We start from the raw sequence: 14,882 nt of genomic DNA, 5'->3' as shown, positions 1-14,882 counted from the left end.
CGGTTGCGTCCTGGGCGTTCGCGGTTACGAAGAGGACGGGGTGGGGCCCAGGGGCGCGTGTCCGCCGGCAGGTCACGGGCTGAGCGGCGGGCCATTAGCGGGCCATTAAGGGCGGTCAACAGGGGGCACTCACGGTTACTCGTGGACGGCTTCTCGCCCAGGTCGGGGCCGTGTCCCCTGGTGATCAGGCCGATTTGCAAGCAGGAAGTCAGGGGTTCGAATCCCCTAGGCTCCACCCACTCGAAAGCCCAGGCCAGGGACCGTTTTCCCCGCCTGGGCTTTGATCGTTAATCGGCCTTCGCGCTCTTCCGTGCCCGTTGCGTGCCCGATCCACTCTTGAGTTGTCCTCGCGCGAGGCTGTCAAGGCGGCGGCGCATCGCCCGCCCGCCGTCCGGGCGTGCGGCCTGGGGGCCGGTCCCGGCCGGCAGCGGCTCGCGCCGCCCGCCGCACACCAGCCCGCCGTACCCAAGCATCCCCCTGATGAGCGCCGCACCGCCGCCAGCAGGCGCTAGATGGCCCCGTTCCGGACTCAGACACAGCACTCGCCGCATTATGCCTCCGGCGGGGGCCTCCGGCTCGGGGGTGATCACCCGTGCACAGGTCAGGGCCGTAGGCGGTTGCGGTGCTGATCGTCCCGCCGCCGTCGCCCCAGGACAAGCCGAGCAGACCAGGGCCACGGGGTCAAGGTCGTTCGTCCAGTAGGGCGCTCCACCTTGACCCCGTGGCCCTGGCCCGCTCCCCTGGCGGGTGGGACGACGGCGACGGGACGATCAGGCGGAGGGGGGTGCTCTCGCCGAGCCTGGCCGGGTGAGCTGGCGCGAGGTCTTCAGAGAAGACCATCAGGGCGACCCATAGCGCTACAGGTGCTCGGGGTGAGGCGTAAGGTTCATGAGCGACGGCCTGTGTCGGAACAGTGCTCGGAAGGATTTCCGGGTACCCACAGGCCGTCGCGGTCATGGATGGCCCCGCTCGGGGCCGGTCGTCAGGCCGCGCCGCGTGCGGCCTCGAACCGGGCGATGACGTCGTTCCAGTTGATCAGGCTCCACAACTTCTCGACGTAGTCCGGCCGGACGTTGCGGTATTGCAGGTAGTAGGCGTGCTCCCAGGCGTCGAACACCAGGAGTGGTGTGGTGTTCATCCCGACGTTTCCGTGGTGGTCGTACACCTGCTCGACCACGAGTCGCCGGCCGAGTGGCTCCCATGCCAGTACACCCCAGCCGGAGCCCTGCACGGTGCTCGTCGCCGTGGTGAGTTGCTTCTGGAAGGCCTCGAAGGAGCCGAAGTGTTCGTCGATCGCGTCGCCCAGCGCGCCGTCGGGCCGGTCCCCGCCGTCCGGTGACAGGTTCTGCCAGAAGATCGAGTGCAGGACGTGGCCGGACAGGTTGAAGGCGTACGTCTTCTCCAGCCCGACGAGGCCGCCGAACTCTCCCTTGTCTCTGGCTTCGGCGAGCCGGTCGAGGGTGTCGTTGGCGCCCTTCACGTAGGCCGCGTGGTGCTTTGCGTGGTGCAGCTCCAGGATCTCGCCCGTGATCGCCGGCTCCAGTGCCGCGTAGTCGTAGGGCATGTCGGGCAGCGTGTACCGAGTCATCAGTCCCCTTATTGCAAGTTGTTCGCAACTACGAGTCTGCTGCAAGAGCATGGAGGTGCACAAGGGAGGACAGAAGCAAGATCAGACGGCAGCACACCCGCTTAAGGTGCTGACGCTGGACAGCTTTTCAAAGGAGGAGCGCCCTCGGGCGGCGTGCCCGTTGCGTGCCCGATGGGTCGGTGATCAGGGGGGAGTAACGGGGAGTCACGGAGAGCGTGATCAGTCGCCCCAGCAGCAGAGACGCAGGCCAATCATGATCGGCTTACGTGTTTGCAAGCAGGAAGTCAGGGGTTCGAATCCCCTAGGCTCCACCTCGAAAAACACCGCCTTCCTGATCTTGGGAAGCGGTGTCCGGGCCATTAGCTCTCAGCACTGCTCTCCTTCTTGCCGCTGGCCGCCTTCCGGTCGGCCGCCACGCGAGCGCTCAGTGCGTCGGCGATCCTCTGGTCGGCGTCGCGCGTCGCGTGCTGGTAGATGAGCGCGGCCCGGTCGCTGTCGTGACCCACCCGGGCCTTGAGGTCGGCGAGGCTCGCACCCGACTGCGCGGCGAGCGTGTTGCCGGTGTGCCGTAGGTCGTGGAAGTGCAGGCCCTTGACGCCCATTTCCTTGAGCGCTCCGCCCACTTGGCCTCCCGCCGCAAGTTGCCACCCCGAAAAGACGCGTGTCACTCATCCGACAGCTGTTCGACGCGGGTATGTCCAGCAGGGTGATCGCGATTGTGCTGCCGTGTGTGGACGTCCCAGGTGACCTGGGCATCGCCGAGGATACGTTCACGGCGATGATGCGCGAGCGCGACCGGACCGACGCCGACATCGCGCACCTGATAGAGACCCGGGATGCGCTCGACGTGCTGATCAGGGCCGACAGCCGACACCGGGCGGAGCTGTCCACGGCCCCGAAACCGGTGGCGCAGTCGGCCTGATGCTGTGAGCTGCATCTCAGCCAGTTGCCCCTCACATCAATGTCAGGGGTGAGGATGGCGACAACGCCCGGAATCACCGGGTCGGTCAGACGAGAGGCGGCGGAAGATGGGGCAGGCATGGGGTTTCGGCAGGTATGGCGGGCCCGAGGTGCAGGAGTTCTTCGATCGTCCCGACCCTGTCCCCGGTCGCGGCGAGGTGCTGATCCAGGTCGACGTCGCCGGCGTGAATCCCCTCGACCACCTTCTGCGCTCGGGTCTGGTCGACGGGCTCGACGGTGGGCGTCCGTTTCCCCACGTGCTGGGCATGGAGGCAGCCGGAACCGTTCTCGCTCGGGGCGAGGACGTCAACGGGCTCGAGGTGGGTGACGCGGTCTTCGGCTTCGCACTCACCGGTGGCGGCACCTACGCCGAGACGACGGTGCTGTCCGCGCCGAACACCGCGCGCATCCCCGAGGGTCTGCCAGCGACCGTGGCGGCAACGCTGCCAGTAGCCGGGACGACCGCGGTGGACGTGCTCGACCAACTCAGTCTCCCGGCCGGTGCCACGGTCCTGGTCAACGGAGTCGGGGGCGGGGTCGGCCTCGCCGTCGCCCGGCTGGCTATCGGGTGCGAGCTGCGTGTGGTCGGCACCGGGAGTGCCGCCAAACGCGAGCACGCCGAGGCCATCGGGGTGCGGTTCATCGACTACACCGCCGAGGACGTCGCCGCCGCGGCACGCGAGCTGGTTCCGGACGGCTTCGACGGGATCGTCGACCTGGCCGGAGGCACCTCGCTGCGGACGGTCGCTCCGCTGGCCCAGGATCCCCGCAACGTCATCGCTGTGGGTGATATGTCTGTGCTCGATCTCGGTGGGCGTTTCGTCGAGCGTCGCATCGACCGCGAGAACCTGGAGCGGTCGGCCCGGCTGGCCCTCGACGGACTTCTCGCACCCGTAATCACCGCGGTCCATCCGCTCTCCGACGCCCCGGCCGCCCTCGCCACCGTCGAGAACGGTCACACCGCGGGCAAGGTTGTCATCAAGGTGGCATGAAAAGTGCCCGGCCATCTGACGCTGTCGACCGTCCACTGCGGACTGACGAGAGACCCATGGTCAGTGCATCATCCATTGAGCACGTTCACCCGTACGGGGTTGAGCACGTTCAGGCGTACGCCGACACCAGTCAAATGTGCAGCGAGGCGCACACGCGCCTGACTGGTCGGCGCACCTGCCGTCGTGGCTGACTCTCGTCGGCTGAGGTTCGTGCCACAGCTGTGCCAGATGCAAGGGTCAGTCACGGTCAACACCAGTGCCATGCGGTCGAGTACCCGTCTGCGTCCTCGGTCGGCGAAGTCGCAGCTCAGCCGCCCAATCACCCAGCCTCTCTCCTAATGCGGGTGTTCTGCTGCCGCGGGGCTTCCGTTCCTCGGGCCTGGCGGCCAACTGAACCGGCCCGCCCTTGTCGAGCTACGTCCCCGGCTCCCGCAGTTGAGAATCAACGAAGGCTTCGGCTTCCGACTGGCTCATGTCCTCCTGACTCCGCACGAGGAACACAGCTTCCTTTCGACGGCCAGAAGAGACGAACATGCGAACTCGTGTGCTCAGGTCGCCTTCCCAGGGCATCGGGAAGTCGGGTAGCACTTGACCGGCTTGCAGGGCCTTCGCTACGTCCTCCGCTTCCTTTCGGGACACCTGGCTTTCCTTGCGGATCAGCTTGACGGCATCCGCATACCTGCCCGCCTCCAGGAGGTCGTGTGCCCGGACCTGTACTCCAATAGGCGTGATGAGCCCCAGGTCGACATGAGCCTGCACCACCTCACGCCTGAATCTCCATTCACGGATTCCCCACCCGAGGACCACTAGAAATAGGAGAAACAGGATCAGCTGTAACGGTCCCAGGTCGAACACGCGCTGATCATAGTGGGGGTGGCGCCCAAAGGCAGGTCCGAGGCGGGAGCCGAGGGTGCGGCGCCACACGACGATCGGCGAAACCCGCAGGCAGCGAGCGCATCACTGCGTGACAACGACCTTGGACGACGATGGGCGAGCCGCAGACGGCCAGAGAAGATATCCTCCGTTGTGTGTCGCCATCGTTCGAACCGCCGTCAGAGCCGTTGTCGACACCTGCGCCAAGCGAGTCGGTTGGCTACAACCCCGCGTCCAATCCCGAATGGCGATGGGATAGCCATCCTGACGCGCAAGTAGAGGTCACTCTTCTTCTAAAGAACCTTCCACAGCTCTCACGGCAGATCCTCAGGCGTCTTGCCTCGGTACCCTGCCAGACTGTCCACCACGCCGTCCTAGCCCAAGAGCTGAGTGCAACCATCGACGACGTGTCGGGGGCAGTCGCACGGGTCAACCTCTTTGCGGAGTCCTTCGGGTATGTTCCCTTGATTACATTCCGGGACGACGGCTACGAGATCGACGCCGTGCCCACGGCAGAGATCGTCTTGTTGGGGCTGGACGGCACCGAACGGCCTTAGCACCTGTGCCACACCTGTGTGTTGGCTTGCGTGGCGACTGGGGGCACTTTGGGGGGCACACAGCCCCGAAATGCACTGGAAAACGACGGCAACCGACGAAAGCGGTCAGAGCATTAGACCAGACGGTTTTGGATCACGTACTGAGCCGCCATGTCCCCCGCAAGCTTGATCTGTGCGGCGAGAACCTCATCGGCAGATCCGAACACCTCGAAGGACAACTGACAACCGCCCACCGCCTGTGCCAGCCTCAGTTCCAGTGTGGCCTTGGCGCCCACCAGGGGGTAGCTGTACCAGCGTCCCCCATCCTCATCATCCGTATCCGGCAGGGCGGTACCGACCGCCGTCCAGTCAAGATCATCAAACGTGTGGCCGACCAGCCACCCGAGAACTTCACAGAAAACTCTCGTGTTTTCCTCCCAGATCCATCCCGTATGAATCGGATCTGACCGATGCAACATCCACACCCCACTCCAGCACGAGCCCGACCCGCAGAGTGCGTGCATGCCAGAGGCGGCAATTGTTCAAGGCCGGATGCGTGACCAACTGCGTGACAACGCCGACGGACGACCTCGGACACTGGCGCGCAGCAATAGACGATCGCCCCAGGCGAGGATTATGTAGGGCCAGCTCGAACACCTGTCGTCGTTGCCTGATAAGGGAGAGGTTCCAGCACATCTGATGGGAGGTTCTAGCTCACCTGATCGGCTGATTCGCCCGTATGCGCCATAAAACTTGGCGGGCTTCCTTGCTACCCAAAAGATTCAAGGCTTCCAGCGCGCGGTCTCGTAATGACTCATCCTCGTACTGCGCCACCTCAGTCAACAACGAAAGCGCTTCCGGAGATCGAGCCTCGGCGATCAGTTCGAGCAACCAGCACCGTAAGCCATGGTCTTCGTGCTCCCCGCGGAACTCGCCGATCGGCTCCACAATATGATCCGCTACGTAGGGCCGAAGACTGTGAAAGCCGTCTTCCTGATTCTGCGGATCGCTTGAGCGCATCAATTGCATGGCGTCCCGAAACCGGTTGGTCACATGGCTAAGGGTATTGCTGCAAGCCCCCACGAGGGCCTGCCCAGGGGAATATCCATCGCTCACAGGCGAGGGATCGCGCGTACGGCAGAGGCGAGTTTCGGGTCTCGGCGGGGCTAACGGAGCGAGTGGCGCACCCAGACGTTGGGCTCGACATACACCGCGTAGCCGTGATCGGCGTTGCAGTGGACGGGCACCAGCGCCCCCGGAACCTCTACGTCGCCCGTCTGCTGGAACGGAAGGCCGGTCCAGTCTCGCCACTCCTCGAGGGTGCCCGCCACCACCATGGATCGCGGGGCGATCTTGTCGATCACCCCTCCGGCGCGTGCGTGCACGCGCAACCAGGGATCGACCGGCAGGCCGTCCTCCCGGCGAAGCGCGGCATAGTCGGCCATCGCGGTGCGAGGCTCGAGGTGCTTCCTGTTGGGACGCACGGGGGCGAGTAGTTCGCTGAAGCCGAGCCGGGCGGCCTGGGTGCGCAGGGCGTCGAGCATGACGGCGGAAAGGCCCTTACCCTGCAGGTCGGGCCTGATCGTGATCTCGAGTGCCGAGACCGCGTCGGGGGAGTTGCCGCGTCGCCGTGCCGCGGTGGCGCGCCAGAGCACGCCGTCCCAGCCGTCGTCGGGCAGCTCGTCGCCTCCGAGGACGAAGGGGACGGAGAAGGCGCGTGCCACGACGGCGCCAGGTTCGGTTCGGTCTGTGGCGACCAGCGCGAACTCCGCATACTGGGTGCCTACGATCGGATAGAACAGGTTGGCGGCCGGGTCCTGTTTCATGAAGGCCGGCCAGCTGTCGGGCGTGCTCCACAGCTGCGGCTCGAGTTCGGGACGCTCCGCTAGCGTGGTGATCTGCAGGTCCATGGCTAGATCTTCGCAAATCGGACATGCCTCCAGCAAAGGGTTTGTCCCACTTGCTGTGGCGATCACGACGTCGGCGTTCATGCTGGTCTTTCGCGGGGCGTGACAGCGGTGCGCTCGGTTTTGACGGATCGCCCCTGCGATCACCTCGGCGACCTCGCCAGAGTCGGCAGCCGATAAGAGGGCGGGGTGAACCAGAGGAAAGGGTAGTGAGGATCTTCTGCCCGTCGCCGGCGCGCTGCCGGCGACGGAACAGGGCGTACGCCGCTTGCCGGCAGCCGTAGCACTCCAATACGTCCCGCCAGGAAGCGCCTGCTCGTACCCGCCACCGGACCCCGGCCCGCTGTCGCTTCACGAGGGGTCGACGGCAGACGACAGATCAGGGTGAACGTCCCAGAGGTAGGCCGTGGGCGTGGTGACCAGGCGAGTAACCGGAGCGACATCTACTTGCCATTTTGGTAAGTAGATGCCAGAGTGGCATCCATGGATGACGGGATTACGCCTGAGGCGGCTCGTGACGCGCTACGCTCCGCCGCCAACGCGTCTCAGCGGCTGCGCGCACGGGCGCGCTGGGCTAGCACCAAACTTGTCGTATTCGGTGTCAGCATCGGCTTGGTCACGGCCGGCGTCGGACTGATCGAGTCGAAGCTGTTGAAAGCCGCCGTCTTCGCCGCGTGGGGGGCGATGGTCGTGGTCATGACGGTGTGGGAGCGGGGTCGCCTGGTCCACCTTGCCGGAACGCGTCGGCGCATCAGCCCTTATTGGGGTGGCACCTTCGCGCTCTACGGCGTGGCGCTGGCTGTAGGCGCCGGCCAGACAATCGGAGACCTGGCATACTGGCTGCCCGCCAGCGTGATCGTCTCACTGCCCATGCTCATCGGGGCGTACCGGGAGCGGCGCGCATGAGCCAGGGGCAAGACAGCGAACGCGGGCACGCGGGGAGCCTCAGCCACCCGCGCCATGATCTGGACGACCTGCTGACCCACGCGGTCCGGTTCTCGATCGTCGCCGCGCTCGCCGGCCTCGCGAACGCTGAGTTCGCCGCAGTGCGGGACGGTGTGGAGATCAGCGACGCGATGCTCTCCAAACAGGTGGCGCTGCTGGAGAAGGCGGGTTACGTCCACGTCGAAAAGGGGCGCGTCGGCCGGCGATCGCGTACGTGGCTGTCACTCTCCGACGAAGGGAAGGCGGCGTACGCGAAGCACATCGCGGCGCTGCGAGCCATCGCCGATCTCGCCGGCTGACGCCGGACCAACCAGATCGTCCTACGGCGCGATCGGCACATCCACGACCGTGCCAATAGCATGCCATCAGGCGCGGTCAACCAGGTCAGTCACAATCACTGGCGGACTGTATGTCGCCCAGTGGAAGCCTCATTTATTGAGGATCGGGCCGATTTGGACGCAGGAAGTCAGGGGTTCGACGACTTGCGTTCCACTGACCCGGGTGAATTTCAATCCTCCTATGCCAGAAATGCGCGGGAAGGAATATTCGGCCTGCTGAACCGGCAGGCCGAAAGGACCGCCCGCACGCGGTAGCCGTCTGGGCGCCCGGCCGTTCCCGGCGGCCCCAAAACGGGCCCCGGGAGCAGCCCACCGGCGCCGGTGCCCACCCCCCTCCTACTTCCGGTGCGGCGCACGACGCGGTAGACGGGATGGGGTGGGGCGCAGAGGCAGAACACGGGGTGGGCACGGAATTCGCACGAAGTCAAACAGCAGGATCAGAGATTGACAAACGCTTGGCGGCATGCCCACGGGCGCGCACTGAACCGCCGGCCGCTCACATCTTCAAGAATTGACAGAACACTTGGCGGTGTGCCTTCGGAGGCGCCGGAAAATCGCCGGCCATTACCGGTCGCCCGGGAATTGACATACGCCCGATGGTCGCCTACGGTCCGCTCGTCGGCTTTTCCGGATCGCATTCGAAGGATTCATGACTACATCCACGTTGCCGAAGTCCACGCAGCAGTCGATTCTTGCCGTTCCGACGTGGGCACCTGTTGACACCGTGGGAACCGGGCAGAAACTCCCCGAGGCGCGGTCGGTCAGTCAGGCCACCTACCTACCCGACCGGCACATGTTCGCCCTGTGGACCTGGGCCGACGGCGCCGTGGGGGCGCCCCCGCCGGTCGGTGACGTCCAGACCGTTCCCCTGGTCGTGCCGACGCCGGACCTCGGCAGGCTCAAGGTGTCCGACGTCGACTGCGTGCTGATCGAGCCGGACCGGCTCGTGGCCGCGCCCCTCGACTCGCCCGGCCGGTCGGTGGACGTCTGGCGGTCGTGGATCGCGGGCGGAGAGTCGGCTCTGCCTATCGCCGCGCACGCGGTTCCCGACGCCACGGGTGTCGCCGTCACGACGGCGGAACACGCGAGCGGCGTCTTCCGCCGCACCACCTCGGTGGGGACCGAGATGCGGACGGCGCTCACCGCCAAGCTGCGCCCGTATCAGGTGCGCGGGGTGAGCTGGCTGCGCGACACCATCGAGACGCACGGCGGCGCGGTGCTGGCCGACGAGATGGGACTCGGCAAGACCCTGCAGACCATCGGCTGTGTCGCCGGCCGGGCCGAGAAGGGGCCGCAACTGGTGGTCTGTCCCACGTCGTTGGTGGGGAACTGGGCACACGAGATCGCGCGGTTCGCACCTGGCCTGGGGGCGACGATCTGGCGCGGCGGGCCGCTGCCCGAGGTGGACAACGGCACGGTGGTGCTCACCGGCTACCCCACGCTGCGCACGCACGGCCCGGCCCTGGCGGGGATCCGGTGGAGCACCGCGGTCTTCGACGAGGCACAGAGCCTGAAGAACCCCCGTACGCAGGTGTCGAAGGCCGCGCGCACCATCACGGCCGACGCGCGGATCGCCCTGACCGGGACGCCCGTCGAGAATCACCTCGACGAGCTGTGGGCCCTGCTCAATCTGGTCGCACCGCACCTGTTCGGGAACCGGACGCAGTTCCGCCGTCGTTTCGTGCGGCCGATCGCGGACGGCTCCCAGGCCGCTTCCGCCCGGCTGCGGGGGGCCATCGAGCCGATCGTGCTGATGCGGAAGAAATCGCAGGTCGCGGGGTCGCTCCCACCCAAGATCCACGCCGATCTCATCTGCGACCTCACCGAGGAGCAGGAGAGGCTGTACGACCGGCTGCTGGAGCAGGTCATCGACGACGGCTTCGGCAGTGGCGCCCAGCGGCAGACCAAGGTGCTCGCCGTCCTGACCTCGCTCAAGCAGGTCTGCAACCATCCGGGCCTGATCACGGACGACCTCGGTGAGCTGTCGGGCCGGTCGGGAAAGCTCGACCTGTGCACCGACATCGTGGCCAACAACCTGGAGAACGATTCTCCGACCCTCGTCTTCACCCAGTACCGGCAGACCGGTGAGCTGCTGGTCCGGCACTTCGCCGAACAGTTCGGGGTGAGTACGCCGTTTTTCCACGGCGGGCTGAACCCGGAGCAACGGGCCGGCATCGTCCGCCGGTTCCAGTCCGGTGACGGTCCGAAGGTGCTCGTCCTCAGCCTGAAGGCCGGGGGCACCGGGCTCACGCTCACGCGCGCGGCCGACGTCATCCACTTCGACCGGTGGTGGAACCCGGCCGTGGAGGCCCAGGCGTCCGACCGGGTCCACCGGATCGGTCAGACCCGCACGGTCACCGTCACCACCCTGACCACCGGGACCACTGTCGAGGAGCACATCGCGGCCATGCACGACCGCAAGTCCGCACTGTCGGACATCGCCGACATGTCCAGCGTCGCCGAGCTGACCCGCCTGGACGACGACCGTCTCATCGAGGTCCTGCGCCGGAAGCGAGTCAACTGACCATGGCCGACCACGACTACGGTTACACGACGTGGGGCAAGGACTGGGTCCGGTTCGCCGAGTCGTTGCGTCAGACCCGTCCCGATCCCCAGCTGCCGAGCGCGCGGCGCATGGCACGCGACGGCAAGGTGCAGATCACGTTCGACGGCCGGACCGTGCGCGCCGTCGTGCAGCGAGGTCGCGGCAGCTCGGTGGTCACGATCGAGGTCGCGCCGATGTCCGCGGGGGCGACGGCCGAGATCTCCCGTCAGCTGAGCGGCATTCAGCCCCTGCTCACCGACGATCTGTACCGCGCGGTCGCCGACGCGGGGCATGCGCCCGCGCCGGTCCTCGACAGCGTCGACTGCTCCTGCCCGGCCGGCACCCCGCGGTGCGCCCATGAACTGGCCGTCTACTACGACATGGCGCGGCGCATCGACGACGATCCCCGCATCGCTCTCGACGTGCAGGGCTTCTTCCGCGCTTCGGCGGGCGGCGGTCAGGCGCCCGCCGAAGCGACGGCGCAGCGCTGGATCGCGCTCAACGCTCTTGATCCGGCCGCCTACTTCACTATGGCCGAGTGACACGGCCGGCTTGAGGGGGGCTCCTGGAGTGATGCTCACCGGGCAACCAGCCTCGGCGTTCGGCGCCGAGATCGCGGTCGACGGCCTGTACGAGGAGGAGCCCGGCCTGGTCGTCTGCTGCCGCTTGGGAGAATGACCAGACGAACCATCAGGACAGGGAAAGCCCGGGGCTTAGCCGCAGCCCTACGATCAGTTCATGCGGGCGGCGTATAACGAAGCGTTGGTGATGGCCGGGTACGTGCTGGGCATGGTCATAACATCCGTCGTCGGAGATTGGGCACGTGATTGGGCCGGCGGAAAGTTACTCAACGAGACCATGCTCATGTGCGCCCTGTTATTCCAGGTCGCGTTCCTTTTCGGCCTTGCCCGGCTCCTGTTTCGAGGGTCGCGCCGGCTCGTCGGCGCCACTGCACGGTGGTGGCAGACGCGAAAAGCGCACGAACTCTCGTGATCAGGACGTGGAGGCCTGCGACCAGTGCCTGATCGGATCTCGACGTCGTGCCCGAACCGCTTGCCGTTGCGTTCCCGCCCGCCGAGCCCCGATCGAAAGCCCAGATCAGGGACCGTGTTCCTGAGCCTGGGCGTTGAGCGTCGATCGGCCTTCCCGATTTTTCGCGACCGGTCCACTCGTGAGCTTCGCTCACGCGAGGGCTGTCGAGCCGTGGGCGCGTAGAGCGGCGATCAGCCAGGTGAAAGCGGGCATGGCCGTCGGAGCGGGCTCACGGCCGTTGAGCACGGCTATGAGATGCCAGTAGCGCTCCACGCGGGCGTCGGCGACGGTTTCGAGCCACCGCTGTAGCTCGCTGCGCTCGTCGGCCGGTATGCCGGGCTTGATGATGTGATTCAGAACCGACCGGCCTTCGGTCGATTCCGGTGTGATTGATTCGGCTATCGCCCGATCAGCGTGCTCCAGGGTCAGTGACCGGAGCTCGTAGCCGTAGCGCGATGCCGCGGACGAGACGCCGGTCGACGCGATCGCGCGGAGCCGTTGCCGGAAGTCCTCGCCGGCGACCAGGTCGGCCAGCTCGATCCAGGCGTCGACCTGGCGTGGCGTCGGATCGTCCGGCAGTTCGTCGGGCAGTTCCCGCATCCACTCCGCGATGACCTTCGCGTCGTCGTCCAGCCTGATTCCCGAAAACGTGGTCTCGATGAACTCGTCGATGACCTGCTGCCGCTGAGTGGCGGACAGTTGGGCGAGTTTGTGCGTCATCATCGTCTCCTCGGTCGTGCCGCCGCGCCTGGCGATCGTGCGAAGCACGGCGCGACGAAGCTTCAGAGCTCTGATCTCCGCGTCCAGCGCTCGGGCGTGCACCTCGGCCACCTCGGCCAGCGTGGTCTGCCGCACCAGGATCTGCTGGACGGCCTCCAGCCCGATGCCGAGTTCGCGCAGGGCTCGGACCAGATCGAACCGGGCCACGGCGGCGGCGTCGTAGAGGCGGTACCCGCCGGCCGAGCGGCCGGTGGGCACGATCAGGCCGCTGTCGGACCAGAAGCGGATGGTGTGCACCGAAAGGCCGATATGCCGAGCGATTTGGCCCACGGTGTAGAGCTCTGTTCCGTCACTCACGAGGACGAGCCTGCACCTTCGAGCCACTCGAGACTCAAGCCTGAGGTCATCGGGAAATCCGTCCAGCCACCTTTCGGAACGCCGATCTCCCCCCGCGCCCGACCGGCGGCCGGGCCACGTACACCACGCAAGATCGAGTAGCGTGCGACGACCGATCGAGGGAGAGAAGATGGGCGGTGCGACCGCGGCCGATTACGCCACGAAGGCGGCAACCGTGCACGTGGACATCAAGGGAGCGGAGTTCACCTATGAGGTGGACAACAGTCTGATCACGACCTTCGGACTGCACAGCTACCGCTTCCGCGAGGGCGACGACCCCGACCGGCTCCTTGACGACGTGCGCGAACTCGGTCTCCTCGACGCGAGCGGCGACCCCGTCCCCGGCGCCCTCGCCCTGGCTTCACGAGCCACCGGAGTCGGCCTCTCCAGGGATCAGTACGCCCGTCCCGTCCTCATCGGTTCGACGGATCACCTGTACGACTTCTTCTGACGATTTCCGTGACGCCCGATGAGCGTGCGTCGCCCTCTGCGCCGGGCGTGGTCGCCGGTCGAGCAGCCCTCGACCACGGGCTTTGCACGGCCTCGGTGAACTCGCCTATGCCGTACGCGCTGCCGAGCTTGCTTTGGCGAGACGTACGTCATCTCCGCCTTTCTGTCACGCATTGCCGGGCTGTCCGGTCAATCGTGTGTATCCCCACCACGGCGAGGAGATGACAGTGAATCCACGTCTCGACCATCTCGGCGATTCCGCGGCGGGAAAGCCCTCCGGGCCGATCCGTTCGGGCGGCGTGACTCGGCAGCCGGTCCAGGTTCAGGCATCGTCACAGCCCCTCCCGTTCGTCATCGATCCCACCGGCGCCGACCGGCATGCCGAATACCGTGCACTGCGGGCCCGGGGCCCGGCCACCCCCGTGGACATCCTCGGCCTGCGTGCCTGGGCGGTCAGCGACCCCGCGGTCCTCAAGACCCTTCTCACGAGTCCCGGCGTCTCCAAGGACGGCCGCGCCCACTACCCGGATTTTCAGCGGACGACCAGCACGTGGCCGCTCGCCCTGTGGATCGAGGTGCAGAGCATGCTCACGGCGTACGGCGCCGACCACCGCAGGTTACGGCGGATGGTGGCTCCCGCCTTCGGCGCACGCCGCATCGCGAAGCTGAAGCCGGTCATCGAGTCCATGGTCGGCGGCTTGGTGGACGACCTCGCCGCGGTGCCCGGCGGTCAGGTGGTGGACCTGCGCGAGCGACTGGCCTTTCCGCTGCCCATCGCCGTGATCGGCCACCTGATGGGCGTGCCGGAAGACCAGCGGGACGGTTTCCGGCAGATCGTCGACCGCGTTTTCGACAGCACGCTCACGCCTGAGCAGGCCCAGGCCAACGTCGTGCGTCTCTACGAGCGCATCGACCAGCTGATCGCCACCAAGCGCGACAACCCCGGCGATGACATGACCTCCTTCCTCATCGCCGCGCGCGACGAGGAGTCGGACGGCGCCGGCTTCACCGATCAGGAACTACGCGACACGCTGGTCCTGATGATCAACGCGGGGTACGAGACGACCGTCAACGTCATCGACCAGGCCGTCTTCGCGATGCTGACGTCACCGGAACAGCTTCACCTCGTCCGGACCGGCCAGGCCACCTGGGACGACGTGGTGGAGGAAACCCTCCGCCTCGAGCCGGCCATCAAGTATCTGCCGATGCGCTTCGCCGTCACCGACGTCGAGCTGCCCGACGGACAGGTCATCTCCGCGGGAGACCCCATCCTCGCCGCTTATGGGGCCGCCAACCGTCACCCGGACTGGCACGGGCCGGACGCCGACACCTTCGACGTCACCCGCAGAGCCAAGGACCATCTGGCGTTCGGCTATGGCGTGCACTTCTGCCTGGGCGCTCCTCTGGCCCGCCTCGAAGTCGCCGAAGTCCTGCGCCGGCTCTTCGAGCGTTTCCCCGGCATGTCACTCGCGGTGCCGGCCGCAGCGCTGCGGCCGATACCCACCCTCATCAGCAACGGTCACCAGGAACTCCCCGTGTATCTGCGTGAGCCCGGCCCTGCGAGCCGCTCACCGCGTGAGCCGTAGGCCACTCTTCCGCA

Annotated in this window: 17 protein-coding genes; 10 read left to right on the top strand and 7 right to left on the bottom strand. The window is 66.6% G+C overall.

The features are described from left to right. Positions 1-982 precede the first annotated feature (982 nt). Both AB0O28_RS03145 and AB0O28_RS03140 read right to left on the bottom strand, forming a co-directional pair. Positions 983-1,588, bottom strand: coding sequence for a superoxide dismutase (locus AB0O28_RS03145; protein ID WP_363635677.1), 606 nt, complete (start codon positions 1,586-1,588; stop codon positions 983-985). A 359-nt stretch (positions 1,589-1,947) separates the two neighbouring features. Further along, a complete protein-coding gene (locus AB0O28_RS03140; protein ID WP_363635675.1) occupies positions 1,948-2,211 on the bottom strand; it encodes a tyrosine-type recombinase/integrase in 264 nt (87 codons plus the stop codon). A gap of 107 nt (positions 2,212-2,318) precedes the next feature. On the opposite strand from AB0O28_RS03140, the gene AB0O28_RS03135 reads away from it, so the two are divergent. After that, complete coding sequence (locus AB0O28_RS03135; RefSeq protein ID WP_363635673.1) at positions 2,319-2,510, top strand: hypothetical protein; 192 nt, start codon at positions 2,319-2,321, stop codon at positions 2,508-2,510. 106 nt (positions 2,511-2,616) lie between these two features. Further along, complete coding sequence (locus tag AB0O28_RS03130) at positions 2,617-3,540, top strand: NADP-dependent oxidoreductase (RefSeq protein WP_363635671.1); 924 nt, start codon at positions 2,617-2,619, stop codon at positions 3,538-3,540. Positions 3,541-3,954: 414 nt separating this feature from the next. On the opposite strand, the gene AB0O28_RS03125 is transcribed toward AB0O28_RS03130, so the two are convergent. Further along, positions 3,955-4,395, bottom strand: a complete 441-nt coding sequence (locus tag AB0O28_RS03125) for a hypothetical protein (protein WP_363635669.1) — start codon at positions 4,393-4,395, stop codon at positions 3,955-3,957. Between the two features lie 173 nt (positions 4,396-4,568). On the opposite strand from AB0O28_RS03125, the gene AB0O28_RS03120 reads away from it, so the two are divergent. Continuing rightward, positions 4,569-4,970, top strand: coding sequence for a hypothetical protein (locus tag AB0O28_RS03120; RefSeq protein WP_363635667.1), 402 nt, complete (start codon positions 4,569-4,571; stop codon positions 4,968-4,970). Between the two features lie 113 nt (positions 4,971-5,083). Here the strand turns inward: AB0O28_RS03120 and AB0O28_RS03115 are convergent, their stop codons facing one another. From AB0O28_RS03115 to AB0O28_RS03105, 3 genes are all read right to left on the bottom strand, one after another. Then, positions 5,084-5,434, bottom strand: coding sequence for a hypothetical protein (locus AB0O28_RS03115; protein ID WP_363635665.1), 351 nt, complete (start codon positions 5,432-5,434; stop codon positions 5,084-5,086). A gap of 229 nt (positions 5,435-5,663) precedes the next feature. Next, positions 5,664-6,002: a HEAT repeat domain-containing protein gene (locus AB0O28_RS03110; RefSeq protein WP_363635663.1), complete on the bottom strand. Its 339-nt coding sequence runs from the start codon at positions 6,000-6,002 to the stop codon at positions 5,664-5,666. 113 nt (positions 6,003-6,115) lie between these two features. Further along, complete coding sequence (locus AB0O28_RS03105) at positions 6,116-6,859, bottom strand: N-acetyltransferase (RefSeq protein WP_363635661.1); 744 nt, start codon at positions 6,857-6,859, stop codon at positions 6,116-6,118. A 480-nt stretch (positions 6,860-7,339) separates the two neighbouring features. Between AB0O28_RS03105 and AB0O28_RS03100 the strand changes: the two genes are divergently transcribed. The 5 genes from AB0O28_RS03100 to AB0O28_RS03080 all read left to right on the top strand — a co-directional run bounded on the left by AB0O28_RS03100 (position 7,340) and on the right by AB0O28_RS03080 (position 11,677). After that, positions 7,340-7,762 (top strand): hypothetical protein, encoded by a 423-nt coding sequence (locus AB0O28_RS03100; RefSeq protein WP_363635659.1) that lies wholly within the window; start codon positions 7,340-7,342, stop codon positions 7,760-7,762. Beyond that, on the top strand, positions 7,759-8,100 hold the full coding sequence (locus AB0O28_RS03095; RefSeq protein ID WP_363635657.1) for a transcriptional regulator: 342 nt from the start codon (positions 7,759-7,761) through the stop codon (positions 8,098-8,100). The genes AB0O28_RS03100 and AB0O28_RS03095 overlap by 4 nt, the downstream gene beginning before the upstream one ends. A gap of 688 nt (positions 8,101-8,788) precedes the next feature. Beyond that, on the top strand, positions 8,789-10,663 hold the full coding sequence (locus AB0O28_RS03090; RefSeq protein WP_363635655.1) for a DEAD/DEAH box helicase: 1,875 nt from the start codon (positions 8,789-8,791) through the stop codon (positions 10,661-10,663). A gap of 2 nt (positions 10,664-10,665) precedes the next feature. Next, complete coding sequence (locus tag AB0O28_RS03085; RefSeq protein ID WP_363635653.1) at positions 10,666-11,226, top strand: hypothetical protein; 561 nt, start codon at positions 10,666-10,668, stop codon at positions 11,224-11,226. 196 nt (positions 11,227-11,422) lie between these two features. Beyond that, the gene (locus AB0O28_RS03080) at positions 11,423-11,677 is read left to right on the top strand and encodes a hypothetical protein (protein WP_363635651.1); all 255 of its coding nucleotides are present in this window, start codon (positions 11,423-11,425) and stop codon (positions 11,675-11,677) included. 189 nt (positions 11,678-11,866) lie between these two features. Here the strand turns inward: AB0O28_RS03080 and AB0O28_RS03075 are convergent, their stop codons facing one another. Beyond that, on the bottom strand, positions 11,867-12,793 hold the full coding sequence (locus AB0O28_RS03075) for a MerR family transcriptional regulator (protein WP_363635649.1): 927 nt from the start codon (positions 12,791-12,793) through the stop codon (positions 11,867-11,869). A 142-nt stretch (positions 12,794-12,935) separates the two neighbouring features. Here AB0O28_RS03075 and AB0O28_RS03070 point away from each other — a divergent pair, with 142 nt between their 5' ends. After that, the gene (locus AB0O28_RS03070; RefSeq protein ID WP_363635647.1) at positions 12,936-13,283 is read left to right on the top strand and encodes a DUF6461 domain-containing protein; all 348 of its coding nucleotides are present in this window, start codon (positions 12,936-12,938) and stop codon (positions 13,281-13,283) included. A 226-nt stretch (positions 13,284-13,509) separates the two neighbouring features. Further along, positions 13,510-14,868, top strand: coding sequence for a cytochrome P450 (locus AB0O28_RS03065; protein WP_363635645.1), 1,359 nt, complete (start codon positions 13,510-13,512; stop codon positions 14,866-14,868). Positions 14,869-14,882: the final 14 nt, after the last annotated feature.

Origin of the sequence: Microbispora sp. NPDC088329, from assembly GCF_040685655.1 — a bacterium.
In the GTDB taxonomy this organism is placed as follows: Bacteria; Actinomycetota; Actinomycetes; order Streptosporangiales; family Streptosporangiaceae; genus Microbispora.
Note: the sequence above shows the minus strand (reverse complement) of the source record. Positions and strands in the feature narration are given on the sequence as shown.